Genomic DNA, 26,463 nt, shown 5'->3' with positions numbered 1-26,463 from the left:
CGCGATGGTGGACTGTGTGGAGGCTGTCCGCTCCGAGCGAGGCTCCGGACGCGGACGCAAGAAACACTACCAGGTGTGAGAGCCTTCCCGGGCTCTCAGACGCGCGGGTCGTCCTTCTCAGGCTCCGCGGAGCCTTCCGGAGTGGACGCTGCGCCGGGGAGCCGGACGTCGATCGGCACGCGCGCCTTGCTGATCACCGTCACGTCGATGACGAGCGAGCCGATGACCCCGACGATGATCGCGATCGCCAGGACGGGCGTGCTCACCCAGTCGCGGTCCTTCAGCAGAACGAGCACCACGATGAAGAGCACGAACTTCACGAGGAACATCCCCATGATCGTGCCGAAGAACGCGCCGGAGATCATCTGCCCGCCGGAGAACCGGATCGCCAGCAGCACGCTCACCGCGGTCAGCCCGCAGAACACCACGCTCATCACCGCGCCGATCAGTCCGCCGGCGAGTCCCGGTCCCCCGGCGACGAGGAACCCGACGAGACCGCCCACGACCGCGAGTGCGGCCGCCAGGACGGCTCCCTGCACGAGGATCCGGCGGAAGACGGGACGGACGTGGTCGAGTCCGTTCGGTGCGGTCACGAGTGGTCTCCAGAGGTCGAGCTGTCGGACGAGGCCGAAGGGGCGGAAGGGGCCGACTGTGCGGACGGTGCGGCAGGGGCGGACGGTCCGGTCGACGCCGCACGGCCGGACGGCGCGGACCGCCCTGCACGAGCGGTCCGCGACGGCCCCGTCACGGGACGCCCGTCACGGGCGGCCGCCGCACGGTCCAGCGGGTCGAGGCTGGCGTCGACGACCCCGGCGGCAGCACCGGCGGTCTGCACGCGGATCTCGGTGCGCTTCCGCCCGAGCGGCGCGAACGTGGCGATCGCGCAGATGGTGAAGCCGACCGCGACGAACGCGACCACCCACCACCACTCGACGAACAGGAAGAGCAGACAGCCGATCGCGACGGTCGCCGTCCACGCGTAGAAGATCAGCACCGCGTGGAAGTGCGAGTGCCCCATGTCGAGCAGCCGGTGGTGCAGGTGCTTGCGGTCTGCGGAGAACGGCGACTTCCCGGCGCTCAGGCGACGGAACACCGCGAGGCCGAAGTCGAGGATCGGCACGATGAGGATCGCGAACGGCAGCAGGATCGGGATGAAGGCCGGCAGCAGGTCCGTCCGGGTGCGCACCGCGGCCGGGTCGATGTTGCCCGTGATCGAGACGGCGCTCGTGGCCATCAGGAAGCCGACGAGCAGCGCGCCGGCGTCGCCCATGAAGAGCTTCGCCGGGTGCCAGTTCAGGATCAGGAAGCCGAAGCACGCCCCCACGAGGACCGCGGTCAACAGTGACGGCAGGTTGAAGAAGAACTCCGTCTGCACGACCACGCGGTTGATGAAGAACGTGTAGAGGAAGAACACCCCACCGGCGATGATCGCGACCCCGGCGACGAGGCCGTCGAGCCCGTCGATGAAGTTCACGGCGTTCATCACCAGGACGACCGCCAGCACGGTGAAGATCAGGCTCATGTAGGACGAGCCGACGCCGAGGGAGTTGCCGATCGGCAGCGACACGATCGCGACGCCCTGCCAGGCGAGGATGCCGGCGGCGATGATCTGCCCCGCGAGCTTCGTCATCCAGTCGAGGTCCCAGATGTCGTCGGCGACACCGAGCACCACGATGATCGTCGCCCCCGCCAGCACCGCGAGCACGCGCTGCGGTTCCGCGAAGACGAGCCGGAAGTAGTCCACACCCGCGATCTCCGGGAAGACGAACCACGCGCAGAGCAGCGAGACGATGATCCCGATGAACATCGCGATCCCGCCGAGCCGCGGGGTCGGCGTCCGGTGCACGTCTCGCTCGCGGACCTTCGGGTACCACTTGTAGCGGATCCCGAGCTTCCAGACGAGCCAGCTCACGAGGAAGCTCACGACCGCCGAGATCAGCCCCGCGAGCAGGTAGTACTTCATGTGACGAGGTCGGCCCCCACGACCCGTTCGATCTCGGAGTCCGGGATGACGCCGTGGCGCACGATCCGCAGACCGTCCCCCGTCGACAGGCCCGTGGCGTCGACGATGGTCGAGCCGGTCGAGGCCTCGAACCCGTCGTGGGGGGCGAGCGATCCACCGTCGAGGTAGACCGCGACGCTGTCGCCGAGCATCGCTTCGGCAGCGTCGATGTCCATGGCAGCGGGGTCGCCCGTGGAGTTCGCGGAGGACACCGCGAGCGGCCCCACCTCTTGCAGGAGCTCGAGGGCGATCCGCGAGTCCGGCATCCGGAGCGCCACGGTCCCCCGCGTCTCGCCGAGGTCCCAGTCGAGGGACGGCTGCGACCGCAGGATGACGGTGAGTCCACCGGGCCAGAACTCGGCGACGAGGTCGCGGACCTGCTGCGGGACCTCGCTCGCGAGCGCGTCGAGCGTCGGCGGCCCGGGGATGAGCACCGGCGGCGGTGACTGCCGGGTGCGTCCCTTCGCGTCGAGGAGGCGCTGGACGGCGGCCTGGTTGAAGGCGTCGGCAGCGAGGCCGTACACGGTGTCGGTGGGGACCACGACGAGTTCGCCCCGGCCGAGTGCTGCTCGCGCGAGCCGCATCCCGGTCAGGAGCCCGTCGGGGTCGTTGCAGTCGTATCGGGATGCCATGACTCGACGATGATAGTGCGACACAATGGTGGACATCGTGAACGAGACGCCTGCGCCCCGACTCCTGTTCCTCTTCGACATGGACGACGTGCTCGTCCGGTACGACTGGAAGACCCGGATGGCGGGTCTCACCGAGCTCACCGGGCACGAGCTCGACGAGCTCCGACGCCGCTGGTGGCGCACCGGCGGTGAGATGCGGGCCGAGGCCGGCCACTTCCCCGACGGCGACGCCTACCTCGCCGCGTTCGAGGCCGCGATGGAGTGCGAGGTGCCCGAGGCCGAGTGGGCGCGCATCCGCGGTGCTGCGATGACCGAGCTGCCCGAACGCATCGAGGCCGTCCGCATCGCCAGTGAGCACGGCCGTGTCGCGCTGCTCACGAACAACGGGCCGCTCGCGGGGCGCTGGATCCACCGCTGGGCACCGTCCCTGCCGCCGCTGTTCGGCGAGCACCTGGACACGTCGAGCAACTTCGGTGCGCGCAAGCCCGAGCCCGAGGTGTTCCTCCGGGCCCTCGAGCACCACGGCGCCCGCCCCGAGGACACGTTCTTCGCGGACGACATGCCGGAGAACGTCGAGGGCGCCCGGTCCGTCGGCATCACCGCCGTGCTCGTCGAGCACGACACGGACCTCCGCGACGCGGTCCGCGCATTCGTCGCGACCCGCTCGGACGCCACCGTCGCGTAGACACACTGCGCGCGTTCCTTCCCATCGCGCGTGCGCTGGGAAGTGAGAACGCGCGTAGGGAGTCGGAAGGAACGACCCCCTACGCGCGAAACAACTCCCCAAGCGCGAAACAACTCCCCACGCGCGAAACGACCCCCTACGCGCGAAACGACCTCCCACACGCGGAACGCGCGCTGCGTAGACGCGCGGCTCGGCCCGGACGGGAGGCCCGGCTCGGCCCCGGTCAGCGCGTGGCGGTGGTCGTGCGGTCGCGTCCCGTCAGGTCCACGTGCGTCTCCGGGGAACGGAACCCCCGGCGCGCCAGCACATCGCGCACGGCTGCGCCCTGCGGCTCCGCGTGCTCGATGACGAGCAGCCCGCCCGGCACCAGGAGCCGCCACGCGGTCTCGGTGAGGGCACGGACCGCGTCGAGCCCGTCGGCGCCGCCGTAGAGCGCGAGCGCCGGGTCGTGGTCGCGGACCTCGGGGTCGATCGGGATCGCGTCGTCCGGCACGTACGGCGGGTTCGACACGACGACCGAGACCGAGCCGTCGAGCTCCGGGAACGCGTCGGCCAGGTCGCCCTCGACGAGTCGGACCGTGCCGCCGTACGTCTCGACGTTCCGCCGGGTCCAGGGCAGCGCGTCGGCCGATCGCTCGACGGCGTACACCAGGGCGTTCGGCACCTCGGTGTCCATGGCGATCGCGATGGCGCCGCTGCCCGACCCGAGGTCGACGGCGATCGGCTCGGGCACCGCGGTCGCCCGGAGCGCGTCGATGCCGAACTGCACGACGGACTCGGTCTCCGGCCGGGGCACGAACACCCCGGGGCCGACCGCCAGGGTCAGCGCCCGGAAGTGCGCCTCGCCCGTGATGTGCTGCAGCGGCAGGCGTGTGGCGCGCCGCGCGACCGCCTGGCGGAAGCGCTCGACGTGCTCCCCCGCGATCGCGCCGCCGGTCATCGCGCGGGCCTGCACGGCGCCGCGCGAGGTGTCGGTCGCCCAGGCGAGCAGGAGCTCCGCGTCCACGCGCGGGGTCGGGACCCCGTGCGCGACGAGCGCAGCGGTCGCCTCGTCGAGGAGGCGATCCGCTGCGAACGTGGGGGGCGTGTCGGGGGTGATCCGGGCCTCCAGGGCGGTGTTCCTAGGCGTTCTGGTCGCCGACGGCGGCCAGACGTGCCTCTTCGTCCGCACGGATGGCGGACTCGATGACGGGCTCGAGCGCACCGTTCATGACGCGGTCGAGGTCGTACGCCTTGTACCCGGTGCGGTGGTCCGCGATCCGGTTCTCCGGGAAGTTGTACGTGCGGATGCGCTCCGAACGGTCCATCCCGCGGATCTGCGAACGACGGGCGTCCGACGCCAGGGCGTCCAGTTCCTCCTGCTGCTTGGCCAGGATGCGGGCACGCAGAACACGCATGCCGGCCTCACGGTTCTGCAGCTGGGACTTCTCGTTCTGCATCGCGACCGTGATGCCCGTGGGCAGGTGCGTGATGCGGACCGCGGAGTCCGTCGTGTTCACCGACTGACCGCCGGGACCGGAGGACCGGTACACGTCGATCTTGAGGTCGTTCTGGTTGATCTCGACCTCTTCGGGCTCGTCCACCTCGGGGAAGACCAGCACGCCGGTCGTCGAGGTGTGGATGCGCCCCTGCGACTCGGTCTGCGGGACCCGCTGCACGCGGTGCACGCCACCCTCGTACTTCAGGTGCGCCCAGACGCCCTGCGCGGGGTCGGAGGAGTTCGACTTGATCGCGACCTGGACGTCCTTGTAGCCGCCGAGGTCGCTCTCGGTGCGCTCGAGGAGCTCGACCTTCCAGCCCTTGGACTCGGCGTAGTGCGAGTACATGCGCAGCAGGTCGGCCGCGAAGAGCGCCGATTCCTCGCCGCCCTCGCCGCCCTTGATCTCCATGATGACGTCACGGCCGTCGTCCGGGTCCCGAGGGATCAGCAGACGGCGGAGCCGCTCCTGGCGCTCGGCGAGCTGCTCCTCGAGCTCGGGGACCTCGTCCGCGAACGCCGAGTCCTCACGCGCGAGTTCCCGGGCGGCGGCGAGGTCCTCCCCCGCCGCCGTCCAGGCCTCGTACGCGGACTTGATCTGGTTCAGTTCGGCGAACCGCCGGTTGACCTTCTTCGCCCGGGCCGCATCGGCGTGGAGCGCGGGGTCCGACAGCTGCTGCGTCAGGTCCTCGTGTTCCGCCAGCAGCCCTGCCACCGACTCGAACACCGGTTACTCCTGGTGGCCGTTGTGGTGACCGGTCGCGGGGACCGACTTCTGCACCTGCACCAGGAACTCGACGTTCGACTGCGTCTCCTTGAGGTTCCGCAGCACGATCTCGAGGGCCTGCTGCGGGTCGAGCCCGGCGAGGGCCCGGCGCAGACGCCACGTGATCTTGACCTCGTCAGCGGAGAGCAGCTGCTCCTCGCGACGGGTGCCGGAGGCGTTGACGTCGACGGCCGGGAAGATCCGCTTGTCCGCCAGGTGGCGGTTCAGGCGGAGCTCCATGTTGCCGGTGCCCTTGAACTCCTCGAAGATCACCTCGTCCATCTTCGACCCGGTCTCGACGAGCGCCGTGGCGAGGATGGTAAGCGAGCCACCGTTCTCGATGTTCCGGGCGGCGCCGAAGAAGCGCTTCGCCGGGTACAGCGCGGCGGAGTCGACGCCACCGGAGAGCACGCGGCCCGACGGCGGGGTCGCCAGGTTGTAGGCGCGACCCAGGCGGGTGATCGAGTCGAGCAGCACGACGACGTCGTGGCCGAGCTCCACCAGGCGCTTCGCACGCTCGATGGCGAGCTCGGCGACCGTGGTGTGGTCCTCGGCGGGACGGTCGAAGGTCGAGGCGATGACCTCGCCCTTCACCGTGCGCTGCATGTCGGTGACCTCTTCGGGCCGCTCGTCCACGAGGACGACCATGAGGTGCGCCTCGGGGTTGTTCTTCGAGATCGCGTTCGCGATGGCCTGCAGCACGACGGTCTTGCCGGCCTTGGGCGGCGAGACGATCAGGCCGCGCTGGCCCTTGCCGATCGGGGACACCAGGTCGATGATCCGGGTCGACAGCTTCGCCGGCTCGGTCTCGAGGCGGAGGCGCTCGTTCGGGTACAGCGGGGTGAGGTCCTGGAAGTCGACGCGGCTCGCCGCCTCGTCCGCGGACTGGCCGTTGATCGTGTCGATCTTGACCAGCGCGTTGTACTTCTGGCGGCTCTGCTGCTCGTTGTCGCGCGGCTGCTTGATCGCACCGACGACGGCGTCGCCCTTGCGCAGGTGGTACTTCTTCACCTGGCCGAGGGAGACGTAGACGTCGCTCGGGCCCGGGAGGTACCCGGTGGTCCGCACGAAGGCGTAGTTGTCGAGCACGTCGAGGATGCCCGCGACCGGGATCAGGACGTCGTCCTCGGTGATCTCCGGCTCGAAGTCGTCGTTCTGCCCGCCACGGCCGCGCTTGCGGTCGCGCTGGCGACGGCTGCGGCCGCTCTCGGCCTCTTCCTGGTCGCGACGCTGCTGGTCGTCGCGCTGCTGCTGGGCGTGGTTCTGCTGGTTCTGCGCCTGGTTCTGGTGCTGGTTCTGCTGGGCCTGGTTCTGCTGGCCCTGGTTCTGGTTCTGGTTCTGCTTCTGCTGGCCCTGCTTCTGCCGGCCCTGCTTCTGCTCGCCCTGCTCGGCCTGGTCGCCCTGGTCCTGCTTGTCGGCCTGGCGGTTGTTCTGCTGGCGGCCGTTCTGCTGCGCGGCCGGCTCGGCGTCCTGGGACTGCTGCCCCTGCTGCTGGTCGCCGGACTCGGCGTTCTGGCCGCGGCCACGACCGCGTCCACGGCTGCGACGACCACGGCGCGAGCCGCCCTCGTTCTCACCGTTCTGGTCCTGGTCGTTCTGACCCTGGCCCTGGTCGTTCTGGTCCGTGTCCTGCTGGTCGTCCTGCACGCTCGTCGCGTCGGCGTCCTGCTCGGTTGCCGGGGCCTCCTCGGCGACGACGGCGGCGGCCTGGTCGGCCTTCGGCTGCTGGCCGCGACGGCGACGCTGGCTGCCCGACTGGGCTTCCTGGGCGTCCTTCTCGGCGCGGACCTGGTCGAGGCCGGCGAGGAGGTCCTCGGTGCCGGTCTGGCCGTGGTTGGTGTGCTCAGCGGCCGTGGTCGGCGCCGTGGTCACGGTGCCGCCGGAGCTGGCGCGGCGCGAACGACGGGCACGCGACGGCGCGGCCTCGGTCGTCGGGGCGTCCACGACGTCGGTCGCCTCGGCGCCGGCTTCGTGGTGGGTCAGGGCGGCCGGGGCGAGCTCCTCGGAGACGGCGGCGGCTTCGGCGCCGGTCGCGGACTCGGGCTCCGGCGTCACGGCCGGGGCCGTGGTTTCGGTCGTCTCGGGGCGCTTGTCCTCGATCGCGGCGATGAGGTCGCCCTTGCGGAGCTTCGAGAGCCCCGTGATGCCGAGGGAGGAGGCGATCCGCTGCAGTTCGGGCAGACGGAGCGCGCGCAGGTCGCTGGGGATCTCTGCCGTGGCAGCAGAGTTGTTCACGTTGGTCAAGTTGCTGTGTTCCTTCCGAACCGCAGAGCGCGGAGAGTTTCCACCGACTTCCGGCGCGGTGCGTGGCACTCGGGATGTGCCGACACTGTTGCGACGGCCGCCGTTCAGACGACGGACCGGGAAGCGGTGATCTGAGGGAGATCACACCTGCGAACCGTGGAACACGTGCTGGCTGTCGTTCGTGCTGGGCACGAAGCCGCGCTACGGGTTTCCTCCGTGGTTCACCGGGTGCGGGTTCACTGTAGCACCACCGAGATCGACGGCCAGCATGAGCGGCCGCCAGGTGGATTCGGCGTGTCGTTCGACGAGATCGGCTGCCGTCAGGCGCTGCGCCGGGTCGGACCCGAGCACGAGCAGGCTCGGTCCGGCGCCGGACACGACCGCAGCGAGCCCGTGCTGCCGGAGCAGGCGGATCAACGCGTCCGTCTCCGGCATCGCGCTCGCCCGGTAGGTCTGGTGCAGCCGGTCCTCGGTCGCGGCGAGCAGGAGTTCCGGGCTCTGGATGAGCGCGGCGACGAGGAGCGCCGACCGGGACACGTTGAACGCGGCGTCGGCGTGCGGGACGCTCTCGGGCTGCAGGGAGCGCGCGAGCTTCGTGGACAGGGTCGAGGTCGGCACGAAGACCACCGGCGCGACACCGCGGTGCACCAGGAGCCGCTTGTACGCGGGCCCCTCCGCCGTCATCCAGGCGATGGTGAGCCCGCCGAAGAGCGCCGGTGCGACGTTGTCCGGATGCCCCTCCATCTCGGTGGCCAGGGTGAGGAGCGTCGAGGCGTCGAGGTCGACGATCCCCTCGAGCAGTCCACGCGCTGCCATCAGCCCGGCGACGATCGCCGCGGCGGACGAGCCCATCCCGCGACCGTGCGGGATGGCGTTCACCGCCGTCAGCTCGAGGCCGGGCTGCTCGACTCCGGCGTGCTCCAGCCCACGGCGGACGGCACGGACGACGAGGTTCGTGTCGTCCGTCGCGACCTCACCGGCGCCGACGCCCTGCACCGTGACGGTCGCGCCCGGCTCGGGGCGCACGCGGACGTCGACCTCGTCGTAGAGGGAGAGCGCGAGTCCCAGCGAGTCGAACCCCGGGCCGAGGTTCGCGGAGGTCGCCGGGACCCGCACACGGACCGCCCGTCCGGCCGGTACAGCGATGCGGGCGGTCGTGCCCGCTTCCGGTCCGGACGAGCGGTCGGGGCTCACCGCGCGCCGGCCAGTCCGAGCACGTCGGCGACCGCGGCGGTGTCCACCGGCACGCTGGTCGGCGTGACGTCGGAGCCGTCCTCGGTGCGGAGCGCCCACTGCGGGTCCTTGAGGCCGTGGCCGGTCACCGTGATGACGACCTTCGCGCCCTTCGGGATCTCGCCGGCGTCGGCACGCTCGAGGAGCCCGGCGACACCGATCGCGGAAGCCGGTTCGACGAACACGCCGACCTCGGCCGAGAGGATGCGGTGCGCGGCGAGGATGCCGGCGTCGGTGATCGCACCGAAGTAGCCGTCCGTCTCCTCACGCGCTTCGAGGGCGAACTTCCACGAGGCCGGGTTGCCGATGCGGATCGCCGAGGCGACGGTCTCCGGGTGCTGGACCACGGCGCCGTTCACGATCGGGGCGGAGCCGGCGGCCTGGAAGCCGAACATGCGCGGCAGCTTCGACGAGCGACCGGCGGCGACGTCCTCGCGGTAGCCGCGGGAGTACGCCGTGTAGTTGCCGGCGTTGCCGACGGGCAGGAAGTGGAAGTCCGGGGCGTCACCGAGGACGTCGACGACCTCGAACGCGGCGGTCTTCTGGCCCTCGATGCGGTCGTTGTTGACCGAGTTGACCAGGTGCACCGGGTAGTTCGCGGCGAGGTCGCGCGCGATGTCCAGGCAGTCGTCGAAGTTGCCCTGGACCTGCAGCAGCTGGGCGTCGTGGGCGACGGCCTGGCTGAGCTTGCCCATCGCGATCTTGCCCTCCGGCACCAGGACGGCGGCGGTGATGCCGGCGTGCGTGGCGTACGCGGCCGCCGAGGCGCTCGTGTTGCCGGTCGAGGCGCAGATCACGGCCTTCGCGCCGTGCTCGACCGCCTTCGAGATCGCCATCGTCATGCCGCGGTCCTTGAAGGAGCCCGTCGGGTTCATGCCCTCGAACTTCACCCAGACCTCGGCGCCGGTGCGCTCGGAGAGACGCCGCGCCGGGATGAGCGGCGTGCCGCCCTCCCCCAGCGTGATGACGGGTGTCGCCTCGGTCACGTCGAGTCGGTCGGCGTACTCGCGCAGGACGCCCTGCCACTGGTGGGCCATCGGGGTTCTCTCTCTGTCGGTGCTGCAGTGCTGGTGGGGACTGGTGGATCGGGAGCGGCTCAGGCGCCGACGACGCGGAGCACGCTGGCGACGTCGGTGACGACGTCCTCTCCGCGGAGGGACACCACGGTGTCGGCGAGGTCCGATTCGCGGGCTTCGTGCGTGCCGATCACCAGGGTCGCGGTGCCGCCGACCCCGTGTGCGCTCGACTGCTCGACGGTCTCGACGCTGACGCCGTGCTTCGCCAGGACGCCCGCGACGGTGGACAGCACGCCGGGGGCGTCCGTCACGTGCAGGGTGATCTGGTAGCTCGTCCGGACGGTGCCGATCGGGAAGACGGGCAGGTCGGACCGGGTCGACTCGGCGATGCCGGGGCCGCCGATCACGTGCCGGCGGGCGGCCGAGACCAGGTCGCCGAGGACCGCGGAGGCCGTCTCGACCCCGCCGGCTCCGGCGCCGTAGAACATCAGGTCGCCGGCCGCTTCGGCTTCGACGAAGACGGCGTTCTTGGCGCCGTGGACGCTGGCGAGCGGGTGCGACTCCGGGACGAGGGCCGGGTAGACGCGGGCGCTCACGCCTTCGCGCCCGTTCTCGTCGGTGAGGCGCTCGCACGTCGCGAGGATCTTCACGACGTAGCCGGCCTTCCGCGCCGCGCGGACCTGCTCGATGGTGACCGAGGTGATGCCCTCTCGGTGCACGGCGGCGAGCGGCACCGAGGTGTGGAACGCGATCGAGGCCAGGATCGCCGCCTTCTGCGCGGCGTCGTAGCCCTCGATGTCGGCGGTCGGGTCGGCCTCGGCGTACCCGAGCTCCGTCGCGGTGGCGAGGGCGTCGTCGAACGTGGCGCCTTCGCGGTCCATCAGGTCGAGGATGAAGTTCGTGGTGCCGTTGACGATGCCCATGATCCGCACGATGCGGTCACCGGCGAGGGAGTCGTGCAGCGGCCGGATGATCGGGATCGCCCCGGCGACGGCTGCCTCGTAGTAGAGCTGCGCGCCGACCTGCTCCGCCGCGGCGAAGAGCTCGGGGCCGTGCGTGGCGAGGAGTGCCTTGTTGCCGGTGACGACGTCGGCGCCGGACTGCAGGGCCTGGAGCACGAGGGTGCGCGCCGGCTCGATGCCGCCGATGAGCTCGACGACGATGTCCGCGCCGAGGATCAGCGACGCAGCGTCCGTCGTGAACAGCTCGCGCGGCAGGTCGACGTCCCGCTCGGCGTCGACGTCACGGACGGCGATCCCCACGAGTTCGAGGCCGGCGCCGGCACGCGAGGCCAGCTCGTCGCCGTGTTCGAGCAGGAGTCGCGCGACCTGCGAGCCGACCGAGCCGGCTCCGAGCAGCGCGACGCGGACGTTGCGGTATTCGATCATGTGGTGCGTGTCTCCGGGATCTCGGGGGCTCACCGCGCGGCACCGGCAGCGGCCACGGGCGACACCCCGGTGTCGCGGGCGAGGAGGTCGTCGACCGTCTCACCACGGACGAGGATACGTGCTCGGCCGTCGGCGACCGCGACGACCGGCGGACGACCGACGTGGTTGTAGTTGCTCGCGAGGCTCCAGCAGTAGGCACCGGTCGCCGCGACGGCCAGGAGGTCCCCGCGGTGCACGTCCCCGGGCAGGTACTCGTCGTGGACGACGATGTCGCCGCTCTCGCAGTGCTTCCCGACGACCCGGCTCAGGACCGCCGGTGCGTCCGAGGTCCGGGCGAGCCGTGCCGTGTACTCGGCGCCGTACAGCGCCGGGCGGGCGTTGTCGCTCATCCCGCCGTCGACCGAGACGTACGTGCGGGTGGCGCTGCCACCGTCGGCCGCGCCGTCGGTGTCCGTCGTCTCGAGCGTGACGGGCTTGATCGTGCCGACCCGGTAGAGCGTGATGCCGGCCGGCCCGACGATGTACCGCCCGGGCTCCACCGCGACGTCCGGCACCGGGATGCCGCGCTCGGCGCAGGCGTCGGCGACGATGGTCGCGAGGGCGTCGGCGACGTCTTCGGGTTCGAACGCGGAGTCGGCTTCGGTGTAGTCGATGCCCCAGCCACCGCCGAGGTTGAGTTCCGGCACCGGCCCGGACTGCACGAGCGTGGCGTGCACGTCCATCAGGCGACGCGCGGCTTCACGGAACCCGGACTCGTCGAAGATCTGCGAACCGATGTGCGAGTGCAGCCCGACGAAGGCGAGCGACGGCCGGGACCGGATGGTCTCCGCAGCGTCCACCGCTTCCGTCAGCGGGATGCCGAACTTCTGGTCTTCGCGCGCGGTCGCCAGGTACTCGTGCGTCGAGGCGTGCACCCCGCTGTTGATCCGGATGCGGACGCGCTGCACGACACCGGCCGCCGCTGCAGCGTCGGCGACGCGGTCGATCTCTTCGTGGGAGTCGAGGACGATCGTGCCGACCCCGACCTGCACCGCGCGGGCGATCTCGGCGTCGGACTTGTCGTTGCCGTGGAACCCGAGCCGGCCGGGGTCGACGCCGCCGGCCAGGGCGACCGCGAGTTCACCGCCGGTGCAGACGTCGACGCGGAGGTCCGCTTCGGCCATCCACGCCGCGACCTGGGTGGTGAGGAACGCCTTGCCGGCGTAGTAGACGTGGGCGTGCGCGCCGATGCGGCCGAACGCTTCGCTGAAGGCGTTGCGCACGCGGACGGCCCGGGACTGCACGTCCCGCTCGTCGACCACGTACAGCGGCGTACCGAACTGCGCGACGAGGTCGGACGCGGCGACGCCGCCGATCGCGAGCGAACCGTCGTCGGTGCGCGTCGCGGAGGCGGGCCAGATCCGCGCGGTCAGCGCGGAGGCATCCGTCGGGAACCGCAGCCGCGGCGGGGCAAGTGGGTTCTCGCTCACGGGACCCGATCCTACCGAGCCGGGCCCGGCCTCCCGTCCGGTGTTACGCACGCTGTGGAGAAGTCAGCACGTGCCGACGGTCTGCAGACCGTCCTCGCTGAGGGGCAGCTCGTCGGCGGTGATCCGCACCGTCGCCTTCGCGGCGGTGACGTCGAGCGATCGCACGCGGAGCGCCTCGGGCAGGAACTGCGCGGTGCACACCTGCACCGGGGTGTTCGTGACGCCGGGGATGTCGTCGACCTTGAGGTCGAGCGCCGAATTCGTGATGCGCACGGTCTTCGGGGTGATCGTGATGCCCTTGCCGGCGGACTGCGCGGCGACGGTGCCACGGGCCTGGTACGAGATGTCGTAGCCGAGCACGGCCGTCGTCCCGGAGAGCTGCACGCCACCGTCCACGAGCGACAGGCGGTCGAACAGCGGGCTGTACTTCGCGAGGTCCTTCACGCTCGACGCAGCCAGGGTCACCGTGCCGTCCACGTCGTGCACGTTCCCCTTGCCGTCGATCGGGACGTCGTGTGCGGTGACGTCGGCGGCGAGCGGGATGCCGTCCACCGTCAGCTTCGTCGACGAGATCGCCACGTCGTCGAGGGTGCCGCTGATGAGCTGCGGAATGATCACGCCCTCGGCGTGGGCGTCCACGGTGCCGGTCGTGCCGTCGGGCAGCGACTGCTCGACCTGCTGCGCGATCATCCGGTCGACGACGCCGCGGAGCACGAACTCGGCGATGACGACGAGCACGGCGAGCAGCACCACGATGCCGATGACGACGATCGCTGCGGTGCGGCCGCGGCGGCGCTTGCGTGGGGCGGCGGGTGCGGTGGACATGCGTCCCACCCTGCCAGCGTCCCCCGGGATGCGGCCTGGAGGCGCGGTGCGGGCCCGGCGCGGCGGGCGCGGCGGGTGCCGCGGTGCGGTGCGCCCGCCGCGGTGCGGTGCGCCCGCCGCGGTGCGGTGCGCCCGCCGCGGTGCGGGCCGGCGCTGCACAACCAAAACCACTCCGCACCACGGACATCCGTGGTGCGGAGTGGTTTTGGTTACGCGAAGCTCGGCCGGCGGCGCGGCCGCGGTGCGCGGCCGGCGCGGCACGCGCGGGCGCGCGCGGCGCTACATGCGCTCGGGCGCGCTCACCCCGAGCAACCCGAGGCCGTTCCGCACGACCTGGCCGGTGGCGTCGTTCAGCCACAGGCGCGTGCGGTGCAGGTCGGTCACGGTCTCGTCGCCGAGCGGGGTCACCCGGCAGGCGTCGTACCAGCGGTGGTACAGCCCCGCGAGCTGCTCGATGTAGCGCGCGATGCGGTGCGGCTCGCGGAGTTCGGCGGCCTGCCGGACCACGCGCGGGTACTCCGCCAGGGCCCCGAGCAGCGCGCCCTCGGTGTCGTGGGTGAGGAGCGACGCGTCGAACGCCGAGCGGTCCACACCCGAGGCCGCGGCGTTCCGCGCGACCGACTGCGTGCGGGCGTGGGCGTACTGGACGTAGAACACCGGGTTGTCGTTGGTGCGCTTGGTCAGCAGGTCGAGGTCGATGTCGATCGCGGTGTCGCTGGCGAACCGGACGAGCGAGTAGCGGCCCGCGTCGACACCCACGGCGTCGACGAGGTCCTCCATCGTGACGATCGTGCCCGCACGCTTCGACATGCGCATCGGCTCGCCGTCCTTGAGCAGGTTGACCATCTGGCCGATCAGGATCTCGAGGTTCTTGCCCGGCTCGTCCCCGAACGCGGCGCACATCGCCATCATCCGGCCGACGTAGCCGTGGTGGTCGGCGCCGAGCATGATCAGGTTCCGCTCGAACCCGCGCTCGCGCTTGTCGAGGTAGTACGCCAGGTCGCCGGCGATGTACGCGGGCTCCCCGTCGGACTTGATGACGACGCGGTCCCGGTCGTCGCCGAACTCGGTCGTGCGGAGCCACTGCGCGCCCTCGGCCTCGTACATGTGACCGTTGGCGCGGAGCCGCTCGATGGCGCGCTCGACGGCCTTCGACTCGTGCAGCGCGTTCTCGTGGAAGTAGACGTCGAAGTCGACGCCGAACTCGTGCAGCGACTGCTTGATGTCGGCGAACATGAAGTCGACGCCCTCGCGCCGGAACAGCTCCTGCGCCTCGTCGCGGGGCAAGTTGCGCACGTCCCCGTCGAAGGTCGACAGCACCCGGGCCGCGATCTCGGCGATGTACGCGCCGCCGTAACCGTCCTCCGGCGTGGGCTCCCCCAGTGCGGAGGCGACGAGCGACCGGGCGAACCGGTCGATCTGGCTGCCGTGGTCGTTGAAGTAGTACTCCCGCGTGACGAGGCCACCCTGCGCCTGGAACACGCGGGCGAGGCTGTCGCCCACCGCGGCCCAGCGGACGCCGCCCATGTGGATCGGGCCGGTCGGGTTCGCGGACACGAACTCGAGGTCGATGCGCACGCCGTCGTAGAGGTCGCCGTGTCCGAAGGACTCGCCGTTCTCCACGATGGTGCGGGCGATCTCGCCGGCAGCAGCCGCCTCGAGCGTGATGTTGATGAAGCCGGGGCCGGCGACGTCGACGGTGTCCACGCCGTCGAGCTCGGTCAGCTCGCCAGCGATCTCCGTCGCGAGTTCGCGCGGGTTCGTCCCGAGGCGCTTCGCGAGCTGCATGGCGGCGTTCGAGGCCCAGTCCCCGTGCGCCCGGTTCTTCGGGCGTTCGAGGGCGACGTGCGACTCCTCGACGGTCACGGTGTCGGACGCGCCTCGGCGCTCGACGATCCCGGTCAGGATCGACAGGTACGCGGCGGAGAGTTCGGCAGGAGTCACGGCGGACGAGTCTACCGGGCGTGGCGCCGACACCCGTTGCACACGCGACGGCACCCGTTGCACACGCGACGGCACCCGTTGCACACGCGACGGCACCCGTTGCACACGCGACGGCACCCTTCGCTCACACGGACGCATGCAGCATCATGGCCGCATGACCTCCCGACGATCGGTCCGGGCGATCAGCGTCGCCGCGCTCGCCGTCCCCGCCGCCCTCGTGCTCGCCGCCTGCTCCGGTGGCGACGCCGACGGCACCGCCACGCGGTCCGCCGGCCCGACGCCGAGCGCCTCCGCCACCGCGGCGCCGATCGGCAAGCGCGTCACCCAGACGTGCGCAGAGCTCCTCCCCGACACCGCGTTCGCCGTCTACGGCCAGCAGTTCGAACTCGACGGCTCGGCCGAGCCCGCGAAGGGCTCCGCCGCCGCCCGGATCGCCCAGCAGCGCGGCCGGGTCTGCGTCTTCGACGAGGTCGCCGACAACTCCGTCACGATCACCGTCGCGGTCGCCGACCTGCCTGAGAAGTCACTCACGAACCTCAAGGACGCCCTGTACGAGCGGGGCGGTTCGGTGCCGACCTACACGGTGGAGGGCTACTTCTCCCTCACCGACGACGTCGGCCGCGCCGATGCCTTCGCGGACCCCTACTGGATCACGACCTCCTCCACCCTGTTCACCGAACCCGGCTCGGCACAGCCGGTCGTCGACGCGGTGCGGCAGGTGCTCGCGCCGAACGCGTCCGCGACACCGGGAGCGTCCGTCTCGCCGTCCGCGACGGCCACGCCGACCCCCACCGCGACCCCGGCCGGCTGACGCGAGCGACGCCGTGCAGCGTCACCGCCCACCCGACGGGAGGCGCGGTGCGGGCCCGGACCGCGCCTCCCGTCCGCCCGTGACCGGACCACGGCCCCACGAGGGAACCGGTGGTCCTGGGGGGCGGCTGGGACCTGCTACGGTTGTTCCCACCCCGGGCCCCCATAGCTCAGGGGATAGAGCACTGCCCTCCGGAGGCAGGGGCGGAGGTTCGAATCCTCCTGGGGGCACAGAGACATTTCCGATCAAGTCGACGTCTTCGCTTCGCTCAGTCGGCGACGATCGATGTCGCGGCAGGCCGCGACTGATCCCCCGTGGTTCGTTCCGACAGGCGCGCGGCGGCCTGTGGTCGGGTCCGACAGGTATGCGGGCGGATCGACGCCGCCTCTCTGAGCCGTCGGTAGGTTCGGGGGATGACGATGACGTTTCCGCTGCCGACCACCGTTCCGCTCCGCGGGGGCACCACGCTCGGGTGGGGCGTGATCGGCCCCGGCGAGATCGCGAACGACTTCACCGCCACGCTGCACGCCAACTCCGACCAGCGCGTCGTCGCCGTCGGCTCCCGCTCCCCCGAGCGCGCCGCCGCCTTCGCCGCACGCCACGGCGTCCCCACCGCACACGGCTCGTACGAGGCCCTCGTCGCGGACCCCACCGTCGACGTGGTCTACGTCGCCTCGCCGCACCCGCAGCACCTCGAGCACGCGCTCCTCGCGATCGCCGCCGGCAAGCACGTGCTCGTCGAGAAGCCGATGACCACCTCCGAGGCCGACACGCGACGCCTCGCGAGCGCCGCCCGCGACGCCGGCGTGTTCGCGATGGAGGCGATGTGGACCCGGTACCTCCCGGGGACCACCGTGATCGCGCAGCTCCTCGCCGACGGGGAGCTCGGCGACGTGCGTCTGGCGATGGTCGACGTCGGCTGGCCGCACGAGCCGGACCCGAACGACCGCATGTTCGACCGGGCGCAGGGCGGCGGCGCCCTGCTCGATGCGGGTGTCTACGCGCACTGGTTCGCACGGTTCGCCACCGGCGCCCCGGTGACCAGCAGCACGACGGGAGTGGTCTCGGACGGTGGGGTGGACCTCCAGTCCGTCACCGTGTCGACGGCCACCGGCGGCGCGCAGTCCGTGGCGACCACGTCGATGACCGCGTGGACGCCGGGCCTGGCGACGATCGCCGGCAGCCGGGCGACGGTGCGGTACACGGACCACTTCGTGTTCCCGGCCTCGTTCGCGCTGCACCACGGGGCGGACGCGGACCGCTGGTCGGAGCCGAGCGGGCTGCGTGGACGGCAGGGACTGGTGTGGCAGGCGGTCGCGCTCGCGGACTACGTCGCCGAGGGGCGGACGGAGTCGCCGCTGCACGGACTGGACGAATCGATCGGCCTCGCGGCGTCGCTGGACGCGGCGCGGGCTGCTGTTTCCGAACAGGACACCTCGGCCCCCTAGGATCACGGGCCGGTCGACCTGCACACGACCGGGAAGAGGACTCGATGACGCTCGCCACCGGGAACCCGCAGACCGAGCTGGCACGCGGCACGCTCGCACCGCCGGCGCGCACGCTGCTCGACGTCCTCCGGGCGACCGCGGATGCGCACCCGACCGCGCTCGCGCTCGAGGACCCCGACGGCGCGATCGACTACCGGACGCTGCTGCGGCTCGTGCAGGAGCGCGCCGACGACCTCGCCCGGCGGGGTGTGCGGCGCGGCGACCGCGTGGGGATCCGGATCCCGTCCGGCGGGCGCGACCTGTACCTGTCCGTCCTCGCGGTCCTGGCGGCCGGCGCGGCGTACGTGCCCGTCGACGCGGACGACCCGGAGGAGCGCGCGACGCTCGTCTTCGGGGAGGCCGGGGTCGTCGGCGTGATCGGCGCCGGCGGCGTGCTGCACGGGGACGCCGCCGACGGGGTGCCCGGCGTGCCCGCTCCGGTCGTCGACCCCGCGGCGAGCGCCGACGGACCGGACGTGGCCGACGACGCATGGGTGATCTTCACCTCCGGCTCGACGGGCGTGCCCAAGGGCGTCGCGGTGACGCACCGTTCCGCTGCGGCGTTCGTCGACGCCGAGGCGCGGATGTTCCTGCAGCGGGCCCCGATCGGCCCGGGTGACCGGGTGCTCGCCGGGCTGAGCGTCGCGTTCGACGCGTCCTGCGAGGAGATGTGGCTCGCGTGGGGGCACGGCGCGTGTCTGGTGCCGGCTCCGCGCTCCCTGGTGCGGACGGGCGTGGACCTCGGGCCGTGGCTGATCGTGCACGGCATCACGGTGGTGTCGACGGTCCCGACGCTCGCGGCGCTGTGGCCGGACGACGCGCTGGAGCAGGTCCGGCTGGTGGTCTTCGGCGGTGAGGCGTGTCCGCCCGAGCTCGCGGCCCGGATCGCGAGTCGGGACCGGGAGGTCTGGAACACGTACGGGCCGACGGAGGCGACGGTCGTGGCGTGCGGTTCGCTGCTGGACGGCAGCGTGCCGATCCGGATCGGGCTGCCCCTGGACGGCTGGGACCTCGCGGTGGTCGACGCCGCGGGTGCGCGGGTGGCGCCGGGTGCGGTCGGGGAGCTCGTCATCGGCGGGGTGGGGCTCGGGCGGTACCTCGATCCGGCGAAGGACGCGGAGAAGTACGCCCCCTTCCCGGAGCTCGGGTGGGAGCGGGCGTACCGGAGTGGTGACCTGGTGCGGTACGACCCGGAGGGGCTGGTGTTCCAGGGTCGGGCGGACGACCAGGTGAAGCTCGGTGGGCGGCGGATCGAGCTGGGGGAGATCGATGCGGCGCTCCAGGCGCTCGACGATGTCGCCGGTGGGGCTGCCGTGGTACAGCAGACGCCGGCGGGGAACCAGGTCCTCGTCGGGTACGTCGCTCCCGTCGCGGGTGCGGTCGTGGACACGGCGGCGGCCAACGCCCGGCTGCGGGAGGAGCTGCCGGCGGCGCTGGTGCCGCTCCTCGTGGTGGTGGACACCCTGCCGACGCGGACGTCGGGCAAGGTGGACCGCGCGGCGCTCCCGTGGCCGCTGGGTGCAGCGGGTGGTGCGGGCGCTGCGCTCCCTCCCACCGTCGCGTGGATCGCCGAACGGTGGGCCGCGATCCTCGGCATCCCCCCGACGAGCGTCGACGACGACTTCTTCGCACACGGCGGCGGCTCCCTGACGGCGGCGCAGCTCGTCTCGGCGATCCGCGAGCGCTACCCCACCACGACGGTGGCGGACGTCTACGACCACCCGCGCATCGGCGCGCTCGCGGACGCGCTGGACGCGTCGGGCCCGGTCGCCGCCGCGCACCGTGACGTCCGGCCGACCCCGCCGGCGACGGGGATCGCGCTGACGCTCCTCGGGCTGCCGGTCCAGGTGCTCCGCGGCCTCCGGGTCCTGACGTGGACGGCCCTCGTCGCAGCGGTCCTGCACGCGACCACCCTGCCGTTCCTGCCGGTGCTGCCGTGGCCGGTCCTGGTCGCCGCGGTGCTGGTGTTCGTGACGCCCGTGGGCAAGATGGCCGTCACGGTGGCGCTCGCCCGCCTGGTGCTCATCGGCGTCCGGCCGGGCGACCACCCGCGGGGCGGTTCGGTGCACGTGCGGGTGTGGCTCGCCGAGCGGATCGCCGAGGCGGTCGACGGACCCTCCACCGCGGGTGCCCCGTGGATCAGCTACTACGCCAGGGCGCTCGGGGCGCGGATCGGCCGGGACGTCGACCTGCACACGCTGCCGCCGGTCACCGGGATGCTGACGATCGGCCGGCGCGCGTCGATCGAGCCCGAGGTGGACCTCGCCGGGCACTGGGTGGACGGTGACGTGTTCCGGCTCGGGCGCGTCGTCGTCGGGTCGGACGCGGTGGTGCACAGCCGCACGACGCTCATGCCCGGGGCGGTCGTCGGCGCGGGTGCCGAGGTCGAGGCGGGCTCCGCCGTCCAGGGCCGGGTCCCGGTTGGCGAGCGCTGGGCGGGACCGCCGGCGGAACGCGTCGGGTCGGCCAGGCACGGCCGGGAGGCTCGCCCCGCGTCACGTCGACGCTGGCTCGTCGCGTACGGGGCCGGGTCCGTCGCCGTGGCCGGGTTGCCCGTGACCGGTGTCGCGGTCGGACTGCTCGTGACCGCTGCGCTGGTCGGGCGGGCGCCGACGCTCGGCGCCGCGGTGCTGCACGCGCTGGCACTCGTCCCGCTCGCGACCGTCGTCGCCGGGGTCGTCTACGCGGGGCTCGTCGTCGCCGCGGTCCGGCTGCTCGGGATCGGGCTGCACGAGGGACGGCACCCGGTGCGTTCCCGGATCGGCTGGCAGGCGTGGTGCACCGAACGGGTGCTCGACGCCGCGCGCACACTGCTGTTCCCGCTCTACGCGAGCCTCGTCACCCCGGTGTGGCTGCGGCTCCTCGGGGCACGGGTCGGGCGGAACACCGAGATCTCGACGGTGCTGCTGCTGCCGTCCCTGACGCAGATCGCGTCCGGTGCGTTCCTCGCCGACGACACGATGGTCGCCACGTACGAACTCGGCGGCGGCCGCATCACGATCGGCCGGTCCAAGGTGGGTCGCCGTGCGTTCCTCGGGAACAGCGGGATGACCGGCGCCGGGCGGAGCGTTCCCCGTGAGGCGCTCGTCGCGGTGCTCTCCGCCGTCCCGAAGAAGGCCAAGCGCGGCTCGTCGTGGCTCGGGTCTCCCCCGGTACGGCTCCGACGCGCGGCGACGTCCTTCGACGAGGAGCGCACGTTCCGTCCGCCGCGGCGGCTCCGGGTGGCCCGCGGCTGCTGGGAGGTCCTCCGCGTGGTCGCGCCGATGGTGTCCGGGGCGATCGCGCTCGGGGTCGGCGGCACGCTCCTGGCGCTCTGGTCGGCGGTCGGCATCGGGTGGACGGTGCTCCTCGCCGCGGTGGTCCTCGTCGTGGCAGGCGCCGTGGCCGCCGCCGTGTCGACGATCGCGAAGTGGGTGTTCGTCGGTCGGATCCGCGCACGGGAACACCCGCTGTGGTCCTCGTTCGTCTGGCGCAACGAGGTGCAGGACACGTTCGTGGAGACCGTCGCGCGGCCGTGGTTCGCGGAGCAGGCCATCGGCACGCCGGCGCTCGCCGCCTGGTTGCGGAGCCTCGGCGCGACGATCGGCCGCGGGGTCTGGTGCGAGACGTACTGGCTGCCAGAGGCCGACCTGGTCACGATCGGCGACGGCGCCACCATCGCACGCGGCACGGTCGTGCAGACGCACCTGTTCCACGACCGGGTGATGCAGCTCGACGAGGTCCGGCTGGACGCCGGCGGCACCCTCGGACCGCACAGCGTGATCCTGCCGGCCGCCGGGATCGGCCCGGGGGCGACGATCGCACCCGCGTCGCTCGTGATGCGCGGCGAGCAGGTCCCGGGCGGCACGTCCTGGGCGGGCAACCCGATCGCACCGTGGGAGAGCGCACCCTGGACAGCCCGGGCCGCGTCCACGGACCCGACCGCCGGCGTCGTGGCAGACTGACCGGCACCGTGAAGCCGACGAACACAGCCGCCGACCCGTACACCCCGCACAGCGGCGACCGACGCTGGAGCGCCACGCACTACGACCTCCGGCTCGACTACCGCGTCGCCACGAACCGCCTCGACGGCACCGCGACGATCACCGCGACCGCGCTCGAACCGCTCGACCGTGTGGTCCTCGACCTGCACGGGCTGACGGTCGACCGAGCCGACGTCGACGGGCAGCGGGCGAAGAAGACGTCGACAGCGGTGCACAAGCTGACGGTGACCCCGGTGGAACCGATCGCCGCCGGTGCCGAGTTCACGCTGCACGTCCGGTACCGCGGGACCCCGCACCCGCTCCGTAGCCCGTGGGGGCAGATCGGCTGGGAGGAACTCACCGACGGCGTCATCGTCGCCGCGCAGCCCACGGGAGCGCCGTCGTGGTTCCCGTGCAACGACCGTCCGGACGACAAGGCCACGTACCGCATCGAGGTCACGTGCGAGTCCGGGTACGACGTGCTGGCGAACGGAGCGCTCCTCGGTCAGGAGCGCGCCGGCCGCGGCACCCGGTGGACCTACGCCACGACCGACCCGATGGCGACGTACCTCGCGACGGTGCAGATCGGCCGCTACCGCACCCACACGCTCCGTGGCGCGCCGGTCCCGGTGACGATCCACCACCCCGCCGACCTGACCGCCGCCGTGAAGACGGACTTCGGGCAGGTGCCGGAGATGCTCGCGCTGTACGCCGACCGGTTCGGCCCGTACCCGTTCCCCGCCTACGGCGTCGTGGTGACCGACGACGAACTCGAGATCCCGCTCGAGGCGCACGGCCTCGCGGTCTTCGGCCGGAACCACGTCGACGGCGAGCACGGCACCGACCGGCTCATCGCCCACGAGCTCGCGCACCAGTGGTTCGGCAACTCGGTCACCCTCGGCCGCTGGCGGGACATCTGGCTGCACGAGGGGTTCGCCTGCTACGCCGAGTGGCTCTGGTCCGAGCACCGCGGCGGCGACACCGCGGACGTGCTCGCGGCCGAGCACCGTCAGGCGCTGCTCGACCACCCGTCGGACCTGGTGGTCGCTGACCCCGGCGCGAAGGACATGTTCGACGACCGCGTGTACAAGCGCGGTGCCCTCGCGCTGCACGCACTCCGCCGGACGGTCGGCGACCCGGCGTTCTCCGCCGGGCTCCGGACGATCACCGAACGGCACCGGCACGGCACCGTCACCCCGTCCGACGTCGTCGACGCCTTCGCCACCACCTCGGGCCGGAGCACGACCGCCGTCCAGACGGTCATCGGCCCCTGGATCGACGAGTCCGGGGTCCCGGAACTCCCCTAGCGCCGGTCCCCCCGGCGCCCGTCCTCGACGTCGATCGGGACGCCACCAGCGGCCACCGCGAGGACCAGGTCGTCGTCGAGCCAGCGCACCTGCACGGGGTGTCGCACACCGTCGAGCGCGGCCGTGCCCGCGTCGCGGTCCGCGTCGAGGTCCACGTCGACGGTCGCCGGGTCGACGCGGAGTCCGCGGCCGTCCCGCTTCAGCACCGCTTCCTTGGCGGACCAGCAGGCGGTGCGGGCGCGCTGGTCGTCCCCGTACCGCATGCGCTCACCGGGCGTGGACGCGTCGAGGGGTGCCGCGGCGACCCGGGTGACGCGCTCGACGTCGACGCCGAGCGTGGCCGGTCCCACCGCGAGGGCGAGTGCGCCGTCGGTGCGGGACAGGCTCACGCCCACCGGGCGGCCGTCCGCGATCGCCCAGGGGCGCCCGTGATCGGTGCCGCGGCAGTGCGGGCACCGGCGGCCGAGTGCCGTGGACGCGGGATCGGCTCCGGTGACCTCCGCGACGAAGGCGAGCAGGGCCTCCCGGTCGGCCTGTCGGGTCGCGCCCGGCGTGCACACGCGCACCGACACGGACTGGAGGCTCGACTCACCCACGCAGGCACCCTACTGTCGCCGGGACGCCTCGGACTGTCGCCGGCACGCCCGGACTGCCGCCGCTCGCCCCGGACGCAACGAGACACCGCCGGGGCCGGCGGTGTCTCGTGTGGTGAGCGCTTGCTCGAGCGTGCGTCGTGCTCACGCGTGTGTCGTGCTCAGGCGTGCGTCGTGCTCAGGCGTGCGTCGTGCTCAGGCGTGCGTCAGCGCGATCAGTGCCACGTTCATCGTCGAGTAGAGACCCTCGGACCGGGTCGCCTGGCGCACGCGGCCGCGCAGGACCTCGTAGCGGCCGTTGTGCTCGCGCACGAAACCGATCACTCCGCTGGCGGGTGTTGACACCCGGTGGAAGCCGTCCTCGAGCGGGACGACCTCCGTGTTCATCGTTCGTTCCATTGCCGACCCCTTTCGTCGTCGAAACGGTCTGCTGCGGATACTACCCCGATCGGGGGACAGGATCCGGCTCCGGGGAACTCTCTCCACAGGTGCTGGGCGTCCCGGGCCAAGCGATGCGGTCCCTGGATAGACTCCGGGCGACGGCGCGCTCCCGCAGCAGTCCGGGCTTCGCGGCCCTCGGGGGCGGCGTTGCCGAACGGACGGAGAACGGATGCGAACGGTCCAGAGTGGATCGCACACCAGGCGGCCCGACGCTGGCAGGGGGACGTCCGGACGCTGGGGCGCACGGCTCGCAGCAGCGGTGATCGCGGCGCTCCTGGTGCTCGCTCCGGCCACGGCTGCCCGGGCCACCGCGCCCGTGCAGCTCGACGGTGCGTACGTCCTCGACGACGCCGACGCGCTGAGCGCCTCGCAGCAGACCGCGGTGGAGAAGGCCGTCCGCGACCTCGCGGACAAGACGGACACGCAGCTCTACGTCGTCTACGTGCCGGAGTTCACCGACCCGAGCGACCACGCCGCGTGGGGCGACGAGACGATGTCGCTCAACCAGATCGACTCGAACGGCATCCTGCTCTCGATCGCGACGGACGCCCGCACCTACGACATCCAGCAGACCAACGAGACCGCGATCACGTCCTCGGACGTGCAGAACGCGGTCAACGACGACCTCGTGCCGAAGCTGCGCGACAGCGACTGGGCCGGTGCCGCCACCGCCTTCGCCGACGGGCTCTCCGCCTCGCAGGACCCGCCGAACCTGACGTGGCTGTGGATCCTGCTGCTCGTCGTCGTCATCGCGGTCGTCGTGATCGTCCTCGTCATCCGCACCCGGAACAAGCGCAGGACCGCCGCGGCGACGAAGGCGCAGGAAGCCTCCCTCGCCGACCTCGAACGCACGGCCGGCGCCGCCCTCGTCACCATCGACGACGAACTCCGCACCGCCGAACAGGAAGTCGGGTTCGCCACGGCCCAGTTCGGCGCCGACGCTGCGAAGCCCTTCGCCGACGCCGTCGCCACGGCCAAGCAGAACGTGCGGAAGGCCTTCACCTTCCAGCAGCAGCTCGACGACGAGATCCCGGACTCCCCGCAGCAGCGCGCCGACTGGTCCAACCAGATCATCGCCATCTGCGAGCAGGCGCACGCGGCGATCGCCGAGCAGACGGAGTCCTTCGACCAGCTCCGCGCACTCGAAGACGGCGTCGACGAGGCCGCGGTCGCCCTCGCCGAAGCCGTCAGGGCCGCACCGCCGACGCTCGACCAGGCGGCCGCCGCGCTCGAACGCATCCGCGGCTCGTACACCGGGCGGACCCTCGCGACCGTGTCGGACAGCGTCGACCAGGCGCGTGAAGTCCTCGCCTACGCCACCGAACGCTCCGCAGCGGCCGATGCCGCGATCGCCAACGGCGACAAGGGCGAAGCGGTCGTCGCCGTTCGCGACGGCCAGCACGCCCTCGCCCAGGTGCAGCACCTGACCGGGTCCGCCGTCGGCGCCGCGGGGACCTTCCAGGAAGCCTCGGCACGCGTGGACGCGATGCGCCTCGACATCGAAGGTGACGTCGCCGCAGCCCGGACCCTGCGCACCGGTGGCCCGGACCTCGCCGCTGCGGTCACCACCGCGGAGACGGTGCTCCGGGAACGGCTCGACCCGAAGGACCCGATCGCCGCGGTCGACGCCCTCACGAAGGCGAACACCGCGATCGACGCCGCACTCGCAACGGCCCGCACCGCCGACGAGCAGAACCAGCGTGCGCTGCAGGCCCTCGACGCCGCCCTCCGCGACGCCCGGACCCGCATCAGCCAGGCGCGGGAGTTCATCTCGATGCGCCGCGGCGCAGTCGGGCCGACCGCCCGGACACGCCTCTCCGAAGCCGAACGCGCCCTCGACGACGCCGTCCAGCTCGCCACGACCGATCCGCTCCGTGCCCTGCAGGCAGCGCGTGCCGCGGAGCAGTACGCCGCGGCCGCGATGGACGAAGCGGGCAACGACATGGGCGGCTGGCCCGGTGCCGGTGGCGGCGGGAACGGTGCGCAGCTCGGTGGCCTCGTGACCGGCATCGTCCTCGGCGGGCTCCTCGGTGGACGCGGCGGCAGCTTCGGCGGCGGCTCGTTCGGCGGCGGTGGCTTCGGCGGTGGAGGCGGCGGCTTCGGCGGTGGCGGTGGGGGCGGCGGCGGCTTCTCGGGCGGTGGTCGCTTCTGACCGTGCACCGCTGACGAACCAACCCGATG

20 protein-coding genes and 1 tRNA gene are annotated in these 26,463 nt (G+C 72.3%); 7 read left to right on the top strand and 14 right to left on the bottom strand.

Annotated features, from left to right (window positions below; genetic code table 11):
• Positions 1-95 precede the first annotated feature (95 nt).
• Genes EDF24_RS16255 through EDF24_RS16245 form a run of 3 tightly spaced genes read right to left on the bottom strand, consistent with a single transcriptional unit; the run spans position 96 to position 2,634 of the window.
• Positions 96-593 carry a hypothetical protein gene (locus EDF24_RS16255; protein WP_123653607.1) on the bottom strand — a complete coding sequence of 166 codons (498 nt, stop codon included), beginning with the start codon at positions 591-593 and terminating at the stop codon, positions 96-98.
• Positions 590-1,963 carry an MraY family glycosyltransferase gene (locus tag EDF24_RS16250; protein WP_260233479.1) on the bottom strand — a complete coding sequence of 458 codons (1,374 nt, stop codon included), beginning with the start codon at positions 1,961-1,963 and terminating at the stop codon, positions 590-592. The genes EDF24_RS16255 and EDF24_RS16250 overlap by 4 nt, the downstream gene beginning before the upstream one ends.
• Entirely contained in the window at positions 1,960-2,634 is a 675-nt protein-coding gene (locus EDF24_RS16245; protein ID WP_123704243.1) for an L-threonylcarbamoyladenylate synthase, read from the bottom strand. Before EDF24_RS16245 ends, EDF24_RS16250 begins: the two co-directional genes overlap by 4 nt.
• 37 nt (positions 2,635-2,671) lie before the next feature.
• Here EDF24_RS16245 and EDF24_RS16240 point away from each other — a divergent pair, with 37 nt between their 5' ends.
• Positions 2,672-3,319, top strand: a complete 648-nt coding sequence (locus tag EDF24_RS16240; RefSeq protein WP_260233478.1) for an HAD family phosphatase — start codon at positions 2,672-2,674, stop codon at positions 3,317-3,319.
• Between the two features lie 223 nt (positions 3,320-3,542).
• On the opposite strand, the gene prmC is transcribed toward EDF24_RS16240, so the two are convergent.
• The 9 genes from prmC to argS all read right to left on the bottom strand — a co-directional run bounded on the left by prmC (position 3,543) and on the right by argS (position 15,681).
• Positions 3,543-4,418 (bottom strand): peptide chain release factor N(5)-glutamine methyltransferase, encoded by an 876-nt coding sequence (prmC, locus tag EDF24_RS16235; protein WP_260233484.1) that lies wholly within the window; start codon positions 4,416-4,418, stop codon positions 3,543-3,545.
• Between the two features lie 22 nt (positions 4,419-4,440).
• A complete protein-coding gene (gene prfA, locus EDF24_RS16230; RefSeq protein ID WP_123653612.1) occupies positions 4,441-5,523 on the bottom strand; it encodes a peptide chain release factor 1 in 1,083 nt (360 codons plus the stop codon).
• Between the two features lie 3 nt (positions 5,524-5,526).
• Entirely contained in the window at positions 5,527-7,797 is a 2,271-nt protein-coding gene (gene rho, locus EDF24_RS16225; RefSeq protein ID WP_395868367.1) for a transcription termination factor Rho, read from the bottom strand.
• A gap of 210 nt (positions 7,798-8,007) precedes the next feature.
• Positions 8,008-8,952, bottom strand: coding sequence for a homoserine kinase (gene thrB, locus EDF24_RS16220; RefSeq protein WP_123704383.1), 945 nt, complete (start codon positions 8,950-8,952; stop codon positions 8,008-8,010).
• 44 nt (positions 8,953-8,996) lie between these two features.
• The gene (gene thrC / locus EDF24_RS16215) at positions 8,997-10,076 is read right to left on the bottom strand and encodes a threonine synthase (RefSeq protein WP_123653614.1); all 1,080 of its coding nucleotides are present in this window, start codon (positions 10,074-10,076) and stop codon (positions 8,997-8,999) included.
• A gap of 59 nt (positions 10,077-10,135) precedes the next feature.
• Positions 10,136-11,443, bottom strand: a complete 1,308-nt coding sequence (locus EDF24_RS16210) for a homoserine dehydrogenase (protein ID WP_123704234.1) — start codon at positions 11,441-11,443, stop codon at positions 10,136-10,138.
• Positions 11,444-11,472: 29 nt separating this feature from the next.
• Positions 11,473-12,912 (bottom strand): diaminopimelate decarboxylase, encoded by a 1,440-nt coding sequence (lysA, locus tag EDF24_RS16205; protein WP_123653616.1) that lies wholly within the window; start codon positions 12,910-12,912, stop codon positions 11,473-11,475.
• A 63-nt stretch (positions 12,913-12,975) separates the two neighbouring features.
• Positions 12,976-13,737 (bottom strand): LmeA family phospholipid-binding protein, encoded by a 762-nt coding sequence (locus tag EDF24_RS16200; protein WP_123653617.1) that lies wholly within the window; start codon positions 13,735-13,737, stop codon positions 12,976-12,978.
• Positions 13,738-14,016: 279 nt separating this feature from the next.
• Complete coding sequence (argS, locus tag EDF24_RS16195; RefSeq protein ID WP_123704232.1) at positions 14,017-15,681, bottom strand: arginine--tRNA ligase; 1,665 nt, start codon at positions 15,679-15,681, stop codon at positions 14,017-14,019.
• Between the two features lie 154 nt (positions 15,682-15,835).
• Here argS and EDF24_RS16190 point away from each other — a divergent pair, with 154 nt between their 5' ends.
• The 5 genes from EDF24_RS16190 to EDF24_RS16170 all read left to right on the top strand — a co-directional run bounded on the left by EDF24_RS16190 (position 15,836) and on the right by EDF24_RS16170 (position 23,248).
• The gene (locus tag EDF24_RS16190; protein ID WP_123704230.1) at positions 15,836-16,492 is read left to right on the top strand and encodes a hypothetical protein; all 657 of its coding nucleotides are present in this window, start codon (positions 15,836-15,838) and stop codon (positions 16,490-16,492) included.
• Positions 16,493-16,650: 158 nt separating this feature from the next.
• A tRNA-Arg gene (locus EDF24_RS16185) sits at positions 16,651-16,722 on the top strand.
• A 183-nt stretch (positions 16,723-16,905) separates the two neighbouring features.
• Positions 16,906-17,940, top strand: coding sequence for a Gfo/Idh/MocA family protein (locus tag EDF24_RS16180; protein ID WP_260233477.1), 1,035 nt, complete (start codon positions 16,906-16,908; stop codon positions 17,938-17,940).
• 44 nt (positions 17,941-17,984) lie between these two features.
• Positions 17,985-21,923: a Pls/PosA family non-ribosomal peptide synthetase gene (locus EDF24_RS16175; protein WP_123704228.1), complete on the top strand. Its 3,939-nt coding sequence runs from the start codon at positions 17,985-17,987 to the stop codon at positions 21,921-21,923.
• A gap of 8 nt (positions 21,924-21,931) precedes the next feature.
• On the top strand, positions 21,932-23,248 hold the full coding sequence (locus tag EDF24_RS16170; protein ID WP_260233476.1) for a M1 family metallopeptidase: 1,317 nt from the start codon (positions 21,932-21,934) through the stop codon (positions 23,246-23,248).
• Here the strand turns inward: EDF24_RS16170 and EDF24_RS16165 are convergent.
• Together EDF24_RS16165 and EDF24_RS16160 are read right to left on the bottom strand one after the other, a co-directional pair.
• Entirely contained in the window at positions 23,245-23,844 is a 600-nt protein-coding gene (locus tag EDF24_RS16165) for a 4'-phosphopantetheinyl transferase superfamily protein (RefSeq protein ID WP_123704226.1), read from the bottom strand. The two genes, EDF24_RS16170 and EDF24_RS16165, sit on opposite strands and share 4 nt — an antisense overlap.
• A gap of 192 nt (positions 23,845-24,036) precedes the next feature.
• Complete coding sequence (locus EDF24_RS16160; RefSeq protein WP_123653622.1) at positions 24,037-24,228, bottom strand: hypothetical protein; 192 nt, start codon at positions 24,226-24,228, stop codon at positions 24,037-24,039.
• A gap of 223 nt (positions 24,229-24,451) precedes the next feature.
• On the opposite strand from EDF24_RS16160, the gene EDF24_RS19560 reads away from it, so the two are divergent.
• Positions 24,452-26,434 carry a TPM domain-containing protein gene (locus tag EDF24_RS19560; RefSeq protein ID WP_123704222.1) on the top strand — a complete coding sequence of 661 codons (1,983 nt, stop codon included), beginning with the start codon at positions 24,452-24,454 and terminating at the stop codon, positions 26,432-26,434.
• Positions 26,435-26,463 lie beyond the last annotated feature (29 nt).

It is taken from the genome of Curtobacterium sp. PhB130, from assembly GCF_003755165.1.
Lineage (GTDB): Bacteria > Actinomycetota > Actinomycetes > Actinomycetales > Microbacteriaceae > Curtobacterium.
Note: the sequence above shows the minus strand (reverse complement) of the source record. Positions and strands in the feature narration are given on the sequence as shown.

Excerpts from the sequence above, each read along its gene's own strand:
- EDF24_RS16250 (WP_260233479.1), bottom strand. The coding sequence starts at position 1,963 with ATGAAGTACTACCTGCTCGCGGGGCTGATCTCGGCGGTCGTGAGCTTC.
- EDF24_RS16245 (WP_123704243.1), bottom strand. The coding sequence starts at position 2,634 with ATGGCATCCCGATACGACTGCAACGACCCCGACGGGCTCCTGACCGGG.
- thrC (WP_123653614.1), bottom strand. The coding sequence starts at position 10,076 with ATGGCCCACCAGTGGCAGGGCGTCCTGCGCGAGTACGCCGACCGACTC.
- EDF24_RS16210 (WP_123704234.1), bottom strand. The coding sequence starts at position 11,443 with ATGATCGAATACCGCAACGTCCGCGTCGCGCTGCTCGGAGCCGGCTCG.
- EDF24_RS16200 (WP_123653617.1), bottom strand. The coding sequence starts at position 13,737 with ATGTCCACCGCACCCGCCGCCCCACGCAAGCGCCGCCGCGGCCGCACC.
- EDF24_RS16190 (WP_123704230.1), top strand. The coding sequence starts at position 15,836 with ATGACCTCCCGACGATCGGTCCGGGCGATCAGCGTCGCCGCGCTCGCC.
- EDF24_RS16180 (WP_260233477.1), top strand. The coding sequence starts at position 16,906 with ATGACGATGACGTTTCCGCTGCCGACCACCGTTCCGCTCCGCGGGGGC.
- EDF24_RS16175 (WP_123704228.1), top strand. The coding sequence starts at position 17,985 with ATGACGCTCGCCACCGGGAACCCGCAGACCGAGCTGGCACGCGGCACG.
- EDF24_RS16160 (WP_123653622.1), bottom strand. The coding sequence starts at position 24,228 with ATGAACACGGAGGTCGTCCCGCTCGAGGACGGCTTCCACCGGGTGTCA.
- EDF24_RS19560 (WP_123704222.1), top strand. The coding sequence starts at position 24,452 with ATGCGAACGGTCCAGAGTGGATCGCACACCAGGCGGCCCGACGCTGGC.